General features: G+C 72.7%; 9 protein-coding genes and 1 pseudogene. 2 read left to right on the top strand and 8 right to left on the bottom strand.

Going from position 1 to position 11640, the window contains the following annotated elements; genetic code table 11:
- The 5 genes from AB0M03_RS12705 to AB0M03_RS12685 form a co-directional block, all read right to left on the bottom strand.
- On the bottom strand, positions 1–260 hold a 260-nt coding region (locus AB0M03_RS12705; RefSeq protein WP_363491392.1), incomplete at its 3' end, for a hypothetical protein.
- Positions 261–268: 8 nt separating this feature from the next.
- The gene (locus AB0M03_RS12700; RefSeq protein ID WP_363491391.1) at positions 269–2566 is read right to left on the bottom strand and encodes a hypothetical protein; all 2298 of its coding nucleotides are present in this window, start codon (positions 2564–2566) and stop codon (positions 269–271) included.
- A gap of 37 nt (positions 2567–2603) precedes the next feature.
- Positions 2604–3146 (bottom strand): hypothetical protein, encoded by a 543-nt coding sequence (locus AB0M03_RS12695; protein ID WP_363491390.1) that lies wholly within the window; start codon positions 3144–3146, stop codon positions 2604–2606.
- Positions 3147–3237: 91 nt separating this feature from the next.
- Positions 3238–5394, bottom strand: a complete 2157-nt coding sequence (locus tag AB0M03_RS12690) for a hypothetical protein (protein WP_363491389.1) — start codon at positions 5392–5394, stop codon at positions 3238–3240.
- Between the two features lie 117 nt (positions 5395–5511).
- The gene (locus AB0M03_RS12685) at positions 5512–6114 is read right to left on the bottom strand and encodes a GNAT family N-acetyltransferase (protein ID WP_363491388.1); all 603 of its coding nucleotides are present in this window, start codon (positions 6112–6114) and stop codon (positions 5512–5514) included.
- A gap of 498 nt (positions 6115–6612) precedes the next feature.
- On the opposite strand from AB0M03_RS12685, the pseudogene AB0M03_RS12680 reads away from it, so the two are divergent.
- Positions 6613–7053 (top strand): annotated as a pseudogene (locus tag AB0M03_RS12680) (flavodoxin family protein); the annotation flags it as partial.
- 226 nt (positions 7054–7279) lie between these two features.
- On the opposite strand, the gene AB0M03_RS12675 reads toward AB0M03_RS12680, so the two are convergent.
- The 3 genes from AB0M03_RS12675 to AB0M03_RS12665 form a co-directional block, all read right to left on the bottom strand.
- A complete protein-coding gene (locus tag AB0M03_RS12675) occupies positions 7280–7957 on the bottom strand; it encodes a GNAT family N-acetyltransferase (protein ID WP_363491387.1) in 678 nt (225 codons plus the stop codon).
- Between the two features lie 891 nt (positions 7958–8848).
- The gene (locus AB0M03_RS12670) at positions 8849–9424 is read right to left on the bottom strand and encodes a restriction endonuclease (RefSeq protein ID WP_363491386.1); all 576 of its coding nucleotides are present in this window, start codon (positions 9422–9424) and stop codon (positions 8849–8851) included.
- A 144-nt stretch (positions 9425–9568) separates the two neighbouring features.
- A complete protein-coding gene (locus AB0M03_RS12665; RefSeq protein WP_363491385.1) occupies positions 9569–10381 on the bottom strand; it encodes a hypothetical protein in 813 nt (270 codons plus the stop codon).
- A gap of 492 nt (positions 10382–10873) precedes the next feature.
- Between AB0M03_RS12665 and AB0M03_RS12660 the strand changes: the two genes are divergently transcribed.
- On the top strand, positions 10874–11515 hold the full coding sequence (locus AB0M03_RS12660; protein WP_363491384.1) for a hypothetical protein: 642 nt from the start codon (positions 10874–10876) through the stop codon (positions 11513–11515).
- The last annotated feature ends 125 nt before the right edge of the window (positions 11516–11640 follow it).

Genomic DNA, 11640 nt, shown 5'->3' with positions numbered 1-11640 from the left:
TGCATGGCTTGGAGTCGGGCGGTGGGGTGTTCGGGTTCGGCCATCTGCATGGCTTGGAGTCGGGCGGTGGGGTGTTCGGGTTCGGCCATCTGCATGGCTTGGAGTCGGGCGGTGGGGTGTTCGGGTTCGGCCATCTGCATGGGTTGCAGTCGGGCGGTGTGTTCGGGTTCGGCCGCCTGGACTGCGTCGGTCGAGACCCTGGCGGCCACGTGTTCGGTGGCCGCCACCGCCTCGGTACGCCTCAGTTGCTGCTCTTCCATCTCGCTCCTCAGCGTCCCTGACCGGCTGCCGCACCTGCCGCGCCGCCACCCGTCGCACCGCCGCCGGCTGCCCCGGCGGGTGCCTCACCGCTGCCCTCGGGGAATCCCCCCGAACTGGCCAGCCGCGCCAGCGCCGCCCGCATGAACGGCGTCGGCACCTGGAAGCCACCCTCCTCACGGAGCGGTGGCGGGCCGTCAGCCGTGGCCGCAGGCGCAGCCGTCGCCGAAGCGGTCTCGCTGGGGGCCGGCTCCTCGTCCGGACGGCCACGCCGCTCGGCCACCGAACGGGCCCGCTCCAGGTACGCCTCCTCGGGCGAGCCCGAACCCGAACCCGAAGCGGTGGATGCGGCGGTAGCCGTGGTGTTGCCCTCGGAGCCCGAACCACCGGACCCCGACGTCGTGTCGAGCGAAGTCGCACCCTCCGGTCCGAGCACGGCCATGGCCAGCTGGCTCATGAAGTCGCCGCCGCCCGCGGCCGGGGTCTCCTGCCCGGCGGTGGCCACCGCCGTGTGCACGGGCTCCGGGGCCGGGGCCATCCCCGACTCCCCGACCCAGCGTTGCCGCATCCGCACCCAGCGCCGGTCGTCCGGGTCGTGGTGGACGGCCTGGCCGAGGATTCCGGAGTCGCGCAGCGCCACCGTCTCCTCGTCGTCCTCCTCCACGCCGAAGCGGGTGGGCCGGACGAAGCGCGAGCCGGACTTGGCCGCACCGGCCGCCGCGCCACCGCCCATCCCGGGCATCCCGGGCATGCCGCCACCGGCCATGCCACGGGCGGAGGTCGCGGCCGAGCCGGAGGCACCGACGCCGCCGCCCGCACCGCGCCCGCCACCGGCACCGACGCCACCGGCCGTGGTCGGGGCGCCGAGCGGGTGGGCGCCGCCCTCGGCTCGGCCGAGGCCGCCTGCGGTCCGTCCGCCGCCGGGGTGGTAGCCGCCGGCCGCGGACGCACCGCCGCCGAGACCGCCACCACCACTCCCGCCGACCCGGGCGCCACCGCCCAGGCCGGAGCCCGCGCCGGCGATCGCGCCGGGAACGCGGCCGCCGGGGGTGAAGGGCGCGGTGGTGCCACGGCCGGGCAGGGTGCCGCCGGGCAGGCCGCCCGGGCGGCCGATCAGGCTGCCGGGGGTGCCCGTGGTGCCGCCACGGCCGCCGAGCGGGAGGCCGCCGAGCGGGAGGCCGCCGAGCGGGAGGCCGCCAAGTCCCCCGACGCCGCCCGGGTCGGCCCCGCCGGGGGTGAACGGACGGAGCGGCACGGTCGACCGGACCGGGGCGGCGAGCTGGCCATCGGTGCCCGGGGGCTGATGCCCCGCCAACGTGAGGCCGCTGGGGCTGCCGACCGACGGAAGCTTGAACGCGGGCTTGCCGTCCGGGCCGAGCGAGGACCCGCCGCCACCGAACCCGCCACCGCTGCCGAGTCCGCCGCCTCCGCCACCGAACGGCGTCGGCGCCTGCGGGGTCGGCATCTTGAACGGCTGCAGCGTGGGCGCACCGCCGCCTGCCCCGCCGCCCGGTCCGCTCAGCGAACCACCCGGCATCCCGGGGACTCCGCCGCCGGGCAGGCTCCCGGGCACGGCACCGCCGGGCTGGAAGCCCTGGATGCCCACCGGGGTGGGGACACCCGCACCGGAGAAGGAGTTGATGCCCGTCTGCATGGTGTTGGGCGCAGTGACACCGGAGACGCTGTCCAGACTGGTGCGCGGCGGTGCACCCGTGTCTCCGCCGCCACCGCTGCCACCACTACCACCGGTCAACGCGGCGACCTCGGCGGCCGCCGTCATCTGCTGCACGTGGCCGGAGCCCTGACGGAGCATCGTGTCGACGTTGGAGCCGACCTGGTCCACGTAGGTGTTGTACGTGGCCACGGCCTCCTTGATGCCCTCGGACTTGGCGATGTCGTCGTTCTTGCCGGCCGGGTTGTCCTCGATGTACTCCTTCGTGTACTGGAGTTCGCGGATCATCTCGTTCTTGGTCTGGACGACCGCCTCGATCGCGCCGCGCAGCGACTGCGCGACGGCGCTCGCGGCCGAGACCGTGCTGGAGACGTGCGAACCGTCCCCTCCGCTGAACTTGTGGAGGTAGGCCGCGAAGCTCTCGGCGGCCTCGCCCTCCATCGCCTCCATGGCCAGCTTGGCATTGGCCACGATGGCGCCGATCCGGGTCTCGGCGAAGGTGTTCCACTTCTCCCAGGCGAAGGCCAGGTCGCCGAGCAGGTCCTCGTTGCTGTCGGGGAAGGTGATGCCCTTCCCGTTTTCGTTGCTCTGGATGACCTTGAGCACTTCTGCCAGGTCGGGGGGCAGGTGGATCACGGTGTCCGTCCTTCTGCGAGGGTCGACTCGGGCAGGGTCAGGCGAGCTTCGGGCCGCTGCCGCCGCCGGAGTGCGACGGCGGGGGCTCGGGGTCTTCCCAGGCGTTGTAGTCGAGCGTCGGGGCGTCGGCCGAGGTGAAGCCGGACTGTGCCGTGACCGGGCCACCGGTCTCGCCCGCGACGACCACGGTGACGGGCTTGTCCCGGGTGGTCGGAGGGACCTGCGCGACCGGCGCGTCCGCGCCCTCGATGGCCCGCAGCGACATCGCATTGGACTCGTCCGCGGCGGTGTAGTTGGCGACCATCAAGCGCAGGTTCGCCGCGACCTGGGCGCTGTTCGCGAGGAACTTCTGGATGCCCTCCAGCACCTGCTCCTGGTGGTCCGCCAGGCCGCCGACCGACCCGGTGGATCCGGTCAGCGACTTGGCGAGCCGATCGGTGCCGTAGACCGTCGGCTTGATCTGTGCGACCGCCGCCTTCAGCTCGGCGGTGGGCCGTTCCAGGTCGTCCAGCATGGTCTGGATCATCTTCGCCGCCGCTTCGACCTGTTCGAGGTCGATCCGGAACTTCCCCTCCGCCATTTCCCACCCCTTGCTTCTGCGCATCGATGGCCGACGCCCCGAAGGCCACCGGCGGTGAACTCGCTCTTGCTCAACGACCACTGGCGTGACGTCAGAGAGTGACGGCCCCGTCCGGGCCGACCACGTACAGGCCCGTCTCGGTGAAGGAGATGGCCAGCGGCGCACGGTCCAGCGGCGCCTCGTTCAGCAGCGTGCCGCTACCCAGGTGCCAGAGCCGCACGGTGTTCTGCTCGTCCCCGGCCGCGACCAGAGTCTCGCCGTCCATCTCCTGGCAGACCAGCGTGCGGACCCGCGCCGCGCCCCCGGCCAATTCGGTGACCGCCCGGCCGTCCTCCGCGTCGAAGGCCCGGACGGCGCCGTCGGCCGTACCCGCCAGCACCACCGGCCGCCCGGCGTGGGTGGCGAAGGCCAGCGCCGCGACCGGGACGGCCAGCCCGCTCACCACCGGGCCCGGGGCGCCGGTGACGGCGTCCCAGACGCGCAGGGTGCCGTCGCCACCCGCGGTGGCGATCAGCGGACGCGGCAGCTGCGGGCCGATCGCCAGCGCGGTGACGCCCTGCTGGTGGCCCGCCAGTCGGAGCAGCGGGGCGCCGTCCAGCGCGCCGCGCACCCGCACCACGCCGTCCGCGCCGCCGGAGACCAGGGTGGTGGCTCCGAGCGCCAGACAGGTCACCGGGCCGGTGTGCGGAGTGGGGACGGAGAGCGGGGTGCCGTCGGCCAGCCGGTGGCAGCGCACCGCGCCGGTCACGGTACCGCAGACCAGCAGGCCCTCGGTCACCGCGACGGAGCTCACCGACCCGCCGTCGTTGGCGAGTTGGAGACGCTCGACGCCGCTCTCCCAGAGCCGCACGGTGCCGTCGCCGTACCCGGCGGCCAGCACCTGGGCGCCGTCCGCGGTGGTCGCGGTCGCCAGCGCGTTCACCGGGCGCGGGGCGGTGGCTGGCCCGGCCGGCTCCCAGGTCGCCAGCGCCGTGCCGTCGGCCGGGTCGAAGAGCCTGATCCGGCCGCGCTCGTCACCCACCGCCAGCGCCGCGGCATCGCCGTGCCGGACGACCGCCAGCGCCGTCAGCCAGACGCCGCGGACGGCCCAGCCGTTCAGCCCGGTGCCCCGGTAGACGTCCCAGGTGCGCACCGTGCCGTCCAAAGCGCAGGAGGCGAGCACCGGTTCGCCGGCCAGCTCGGTGAAGGCCAGTCCGGTGACGGTGGCCGAGTGGCCGACCAGCACGGCCAGCGGCTCGCCGGTGGCCAGGTCCCAGAGCCGGATCTCGCGGTCCACGCCGGCCGAGGCCAGCACCGCCTGGTCACCCAGCGAGAGCACCGCCAGGGAGGTGACCCGCTCGCTGTGGCCGACCAGCAGGTGCAGCCGGGCCCCGGCCGCCGCGTCCCAGACCCGGACGGTGCCGTCCCCGCCGGCGGCGGCGACCAGGTCGAGCCCGGCGCAGCGAGCGTGCACCAGGGCGGAGGCGCCCCGGCCGTTCACCGCGAGCAGCCCCAAGCCCTTGCCGTCCTCGGCCCGCCAGGCCCGCACCTCGCCGTCCCGGCCGCCGGAGAAGGCCAGCGGCACGCCCTCGACCACTGCGGCGGCCACCACCTGAGCGCCCTCGCCACCCGAAGTCCCGTGCAGCAGTGCGCCGGTGGCGGCGTCCCAGACCTGGACGGCGCCGTCCTGCGCGCCGACCGTGAACAGGTCCCGCTCGCCGACCCGGCCCAGGGCCACGGCGGTGGGCAGCAGTCCGGCCTCCTCGTCCGAGTCGCCCAGCGAGGCGCCGTGGTCGGCGAGTTCGGCCAGGCCGAAGCCCCGGCCGGCCACCGCGAGGGCGAAGGCCGGACGGCCGGAGACGGTGCCGATGGCGGCCGTCGGGGCCGCTTCGGCCGGATCAGCGGCGGCCAACTGGACCAGATTGCCGGGGAGTTGAGCTGGTTCGGCGGGCTGGATCAGCTGACCGGCGAGCGCCTCCAGCATCCGGGCGATGCCGGGCACCGGGGTGTCGGTGCCGTCCGCCCAGGTCAGCTCGCCGGCCACCAGCCGCCGTGCCTCGGCGGCCCCGCCACCGAGCCCGGGAGCGGCATTGCGCAGGGCGTTGAGCACTCGGGCGGGCACCGCCGGGTCCACCGTCGCGGTGCGTACCACCTTGGTGCCGCCGCTGTGGTGGCGCACCCGCAGCGCCCCGGTCTGGTCGAGGGTCAGTTCGAGTCTGCCTCCCGGCATTTGCTCCCCGCCGACCGAGAACTCCACCAGTCCCGACATCTTCCGAACCCCCAGCCCTGGTACATGGACAAGCCAACCGCGCTATGCGCGTAGATCAAATGTGCACGTGGATCAGCGTGGATCAGTATGTGTGAAGCGCCCGGTGGCGCCCGCGGTTCAACAGAGGTCCTCGGGTGCCAGGGTCGCGTAGACGGCGTCATGCAGCTTCTGAGTCCGGGAGCTGCGGAACAGTGCGGGCCGGTACCCGGCCCGGCGGAAACCGATGGAGGCCCCGACCACCTGCACCCCCATGTTCTCGGCCGCGGCGTACGCGTCGATCCGCCGCAGACCCAACTCCTCGAAACCGAACCGGCAGACCAGTCGCATCGCGGAGGCCGCGGTGCGCAATCGCCGGTGCTCGGGCAGCAGCCAGATCGAGATCTCGGCCGCGCCCTCCTTCGGTCTCAGGTCCACCAGTTCGGCCAGCCCGATCGCGGGCCCGCCCTCGTCGCCCGGGCCCTCGTTGCCGTTGCCCTCGCCCTCGGAGCCCTCGGCCGCCAGGGCCACGGCGAAGTACGCGGCCTTGTCGGCGTCCCAGAGTCTGGGGGCGACCTCGGTGATCCAGCGGACGGCGGACTCCCGGTCTGGGTGGCTCAGGACGCCCTGCATGAACTCGCGCACCAGGGGATCGCGGGACCCCGCCCGCAGCGTGTCGGCGTCACGCTCCTGCGGCCTGCGGACCAGCACCTGGCCGTCGCGCATGACTGAGAGCGCTTCCACCGAGCTCAGCGAGCAGGTGGCGCCCCGATTCCTCCCCATGGGCCGTATAGAAGCATTTTGAAGCGTGTCAATCAACCCGGCCGGATTCGGCCCTACCGGCCAGTAGTCACAACCCCCCGCCTGTTCGGCGGCCTACGGAAGCGCGCTGACAGTTCGCTGGTATACGAATCGGCCGGGGCTGCTCCGGCGTAGGGCGGGGCCGCGGGTCGCGGTGCCCTCGGCGGCTGATACGGGGATTCCGGTCGGGACTCGTGGAGGACTTGCGGTCGGTGACGATGGTCACGTCCCGGGCCGAGTTCGACGGAAGGGCAGGAGCTTTGACGGCGGGGCGGCGAATCCTCTGGGCTTCAGGCTCGTGGCGGGGAGCGTGCTGGCAGGAGCCGGTGGCCACCGCGCGTCGGGCGACCGGCGAAGTCCCTGGACGCACCTGGCGCCATCCGTCGCGAGCCGCCCCTCTTCGACTCGTCCACAGGTCAGGTAGGGTGCCAGAGTGTTCCGCCGATCTGGCTCGGCGACAACTCCTCGGTGACGAAGAAGGTGATCGAGCGGCTGTACGCCTGCTCGTCGATCCTCAACTCCCAGGGCCAGTACGCGTACTACGGGCGGGTGGGCGGCTGCCTGGTCACCGGCAACGAGGACGGTGCCAAGCACTGTGCGATGAACGTCATCTACAGCCTGCAGCACCTCGGTTACGTCATCCCGCCGCAGGCCGACGCGGGCTGGGTCGGCCCGGCCGGTCCCGGCCCGTCCTACCCGGACGAGGGCTCGGGCGGGCCGGAGAACGACTTCACCAACCGCAACACCACCTTCATGACGTGGAACCTGATGCACCTGGCCCGGATGCTCAAGGACGCCGGCGGCATCCCGGCCCACGGCAACCAGCGCTCCGAGTGGGACGCCGGCTGCCGCTTCGACTTCGAGAACCCCGAACACCGCTGAGAGCGCTGCCCGCGGGTGTTGCGGTACGGGTTCCGTCGGCGAGGAGGGGCAGGACGGTGTCGGGGCCGTCGACCGGGCGCGTCGGCTGCCTGCAGTCGGTGGTGGGCTTCTTCGGGCGAGGGCGGGGCCGAAGCGGAAGGTTCCTCAAGGACGTCGACGGCGAGGAGGGCCGGCCGGGGGACCCGTCCCCGAGGGGCCGGACGCGAGCGCCGCGTCGGCACTTGCGTCACGGCACTGTCGCCGCCCCGGGAGCCGGCTCGTACCAGAGGCTCGCCATCGGCGACCGGGCGGTCCACCCCAGCGAGGTGTAGAGCTCACGACCCTCGGGCGTGCCGACCAGCACGCCGGTTCGGGCTCCGGCTTCGTACGCCGCGTTCTGCAGTGTGCGCATCACCAGGCCGCCCAGCCCCCTGCGCCGGTGCTCGGGCGCGGTCTCGATCTGGTCCGCGATCGCGCCGGCCCTGACTCCGGCACCTGAGCCCTGGGCGATCTGTCCGCGGGCCGCGAACTGCCCTTCGACGGTGCGGACGAGCACCCGGGTGACACCGCCGCGAGTCCACGAGGTCACCGTGTACCCAGCCGGCACCGCAGGCCGGTCGGCCGCCAGTGAGCAGGTCATCAGGACGCCGGGCCGGTCGAACCGCCAACCCGGCCCGACCCACGGCCGGACCTCGTCGTCCTCGGCGAGCAGCTTCAGCCAGGTCCAGGGCGCGCTCGTGCCGGCAGCGATCTTGCGAACCGTAACCTCGGTCGGCTCGGGGACCACATGCCGCCGGACATGCCGGGCCTGTCCGACGTCGATCGTCCAACCCCACGGCTCATCGACCGGATCCGCCGCGCCGCGCGAGACCACCCAACCGTCGATCCAGGCCCGCACGAGCTCGCCGATCGTGCCGTCCGACATGGCCCAACCCCCCCCACGTGGTAACAGGCATGGTCGCACAGCAGACATTACCTTCCGGATGGCGTGACGACTACTGCTGTAGCCGCCAAGTGCCCGGTCGAGCCCGTGTCGCGGTGCCGTGGAGCCGGAGGGGGAAGCATGCTGCCGGAGGGCGACAACGCCGAGGGCCGGGGCGGCGGGGGAGCGACGACGGGAGCGGTGAGCAGCCGGACCGCCCACCCCGCCCGCACCGTCCCGGGCCCGAGGACAACTTCTGGGTGGCGCTCGGACTGATCGTGGTGGTCCTGATCCTGGTTGTCCTCCTGTCCGACGTGGACATGGACACCGGCCCTGCGAATCAGGACTGGAACAGTGTCTGGCACTGAGCGGCCGTACCACGGGCTCGAAGGGGGACGCGTGGAGGACCGTGGTGCCCGCCGCTCACGGCTGCTCGTCCGTGAGCTGTTGCATCAGGCCGAGGCGGTCGATGACGGCGTGCCGCTCGCTGATGCGGTCGCCGACGAAGCGGAGCCGCCGCCGAAGCGCTGGGCGAGCACTTCCCCGACCATCCCGATCCGCTCGCGGCTGCGGTGGTCCTCATCGGCGCGGCGTACCAACGCGCCCTGCACACCCACCTGCTGGGCGACGCGGCGAGTCGTTTCCTCCCCCCGGCCGAGTCCGTCGCCCGAACTCTCCTGCCCTCCTTCCCCTGAGCAGTGGCGGCGTCGGCAGGGCCGTCGACGCCCTGCGTGCCCAGGGACGCGGCACCCCCGGTCCGGCCGCCCCGAAGGCGAGGACCGAAGCCCCCTGCACCAGTGCCTCCCCTGCCCCGAGGGACCCCAGCAGCCTGCCCTTCTGACGGCCGACAGCGCACCGGCCTCACCGCGCCCGCGCCACTGGCACCGTGCCCTGTCAGCCGTGGGTGCTCGTGCGGTGCATGCCCGACCTGCCGGTCTCCGGTGCCAGTAGCGCGCTCAACGGGGTGCCCTTCATCCAGGACTCGAGCCGGTCGACGTCGATCAGCGTCAAGCGACGGCGAGCGGCGGTCCTGCGTTCGTGCTTGCCGAGCGGCCCGAGGGCGACAAGGACGGTCACCTCGGCGCCGAGCCGTGCGCGAGCGGCGTCGTCGAACGTTCGGAGGTGGCGGGCGTCCACAGGGCGGTCGCCGCACTCTCGTGTGCACTTCACGGCAGCCTTCCGGCCGTCCGGCAGACAGCCGGTCAGCTGGCCGCCCAGCGTGTCGCCCCTGACCCGCTGCACGTCGGTGCACCCGTCGCGACGGCACAGGCCGGCGATGTATTCCTCGAATTCGGAGGCGTTCATCTCGAACACCGGCTCCGGTAGGCGCTTGTACCGCTCGAACCGCTCGATGCTCGCCTGCACGCGAACAGCGAGGTGAGGGTCCTCCTCACTTGCACCGGAAGCGAGGTGGCGGAACACGGCCACGATCAGGCCGAATCCCAACGCCAGCGCCAGTGACGTTCCCATTGCGCGGTCCTCCCCTCGCTTTGCCCGCCCCGTCGTTCCCGCACCCCGCGATGTGGCTGCCCCCGCGCGGATCGGGCAACAGGTCCCAGGGCCGGCTCTTCGGCAGCAGGCACTGGGAGTCGGAGCGAGATCTTCAGCGGTCCCCTAAGCCGAGGCGGGGAAGTCCTTGCGCTTGATCTTGGCGCGACGACCGTCCGGGTGGTGGAAGACGATGCCCTCGGCCAGGGTGCCGGGGGCGAAGCGGCTCTCCAGTTCGGCGAGGAAGTCGCGAAGGCCGGCGTAGTCGCGCGGCACGTCCCGGTAGACCGGCACCTCCAGGTTGAACGGCACGCACCGGTGGTCGTCCAGCCCCAGGGGGTTGCCCTGGATGCGGGGGCCGAGCGCTTCGCAGGAGTGCTCGCCGTCCGGCCACGACGTGACGTCGGTATTGCGGGCGGCGGCGAGGACCCACTTGTCCTCCGCGGCACCCTCGGCGGTGTCGACGTACCAGCCGTCCTTGATCCCCTGTTCCTTCTGCAGCTTGCTCGGGTTGCGCCGCTTTTCCACCCGCACCAGCCGGCCGGCCCGGACGGTGAGGCGGACGTTGGTTCCGTCGAGCTTCTCCGTCGGGGCCCCCTCACCGTCGAACACCCATGCACACTCCGCCTGGGGCCGGTCGACGACCCGGAAGTCGCCGTCCCGCTCGAACAGCGTGGGGATCTTCTCCATGACCTGCATGCCCTTCCTGACGTGGCCGATCAGTTCCTCGTGAGTGATGGCACCCGCCGCCAGGCCGCCCGCCAGTGCGCGGACCAGGTCCGCGACCGAGACCTCGGCCTCGACGGCAACCCGCTTCAGCGCCTTCTTCTCCTCGGGCGAGATCCAGGCGACCAGTCGGGACCAGCCTTCGGGCGGTGTCCATCGCGCGAGCTGCTCCGGATTCTTCCGGGGCCGACCGCGTCCTCTGCGCTCCTCCATGGCAGGACCCTAGGCCGTCATTTAACGATGTGTCAATTGGCATAACAGAAAATGGCAGGCCGGGCCTCCGGGCGGTGCGACCGGACCTGCCGGGCCGGCCGGAACGACGCGACAACCACCCGCGGGCCTTCGCCCGCGGGAGGCGGAACCGGCCGACGGCGAGGAGGTCGAACTGATGCGCCTGCGCTGCGGCGGGCCTGCCCGGGTTGCGAGCGGCCGCAGGCTCGTCCGCGGCTGCCGATCGACCGAGTGCGCGCCGCCTTCGTCTGTACGAACCCGTCAGTAACTCTCGATAGAGTGTGCACCTGGTCGGGACGGCTGCCTGCTGCGCCGTCTTCTGCACCACCCTCATGAGAGCCCGTCAGGGCATGCGCCTGAGGCCTTACGGGGACGGCATGTTCCCGAACGGCCCGTACCGCCCGTACCGGCCCGCCGGACGGCCGTTCCCCGGACGGGGATTCAGAGCAGTAGCGTGACAGGAGAAGTATGAGAATGACCTTGCGTTCGGCGCGCCTCGCCGCCGGCGCCATAGCCCTCGCCGCCGCCGGCGTGTTCATCGCGGCCCCCGGCGCCGCCGCCGCGAACCAGGGGATCGTCAACCCGGGTTTCGAGTCGGGCAACGACGGCTCGTGGGGCCAGGTGTCGGTGGACGACTGGTACGTCCGCGGGATGTACGGGTATCTGGTGACCGACAACCCGGCCTACCCCGCCCACTCCGGCACCTGGAAGGCCAAGCTCGGCGGCTTCGGCTACGCCGGCCACCGGATCGACCAGACCGTCACCATCCCGGCGTACCGGGTTCCGGTGCTGTCCTTCTGGATGAAGGCCGACTACGTCGGCATCACCCACCGGCTCGTGGTCGAGGCGGTCACCGAGGACGGCACCCGCACCCCGCTGTACACCCGCTACAACGCGGCCGGCGGCAGCGGCGGCTACGAGCAGGCGACCGTCACCTTCCCGGACTCCTTCTACAGCGGCACCACCCGCAAGGTGAGCCTGCAGTTCACCCACTGGGAGGAGCGCGGCAACACCGCGCCGTTCCTCATCGACGACGTCAGCCTGGAATACCGCCTCAAGGTGTCCCGGCCGATCTACGACTTCCCGACGACCCTCTTCAAGCCGGTCCTCCCGTAGCGATCCTCCGGACGGCTCCGCGCCCTGCCGGCTGCGGAGCCGTCCGCCGCCGACGGGATCGCGCGTCCGGCGTCGTGCCGGTCCCGGGCGGCGAGCGGGACGGCGGGCAGCGAATCGGGACGAGC

Origin of the sequence: Kitasatospora sp. NPDC051914 (genome assembly GCF_040680995.1) — a bacterium.
Taxonomy (GTDB): domain Bacteria; phylum Actinomycetota; class Actinomycetes; order Streptomycetales; family Streptomycetaceae; genus Kitasatospora.
This window is presented reverse-complemented; position numbering and strand designations above follow the sequence as displayed.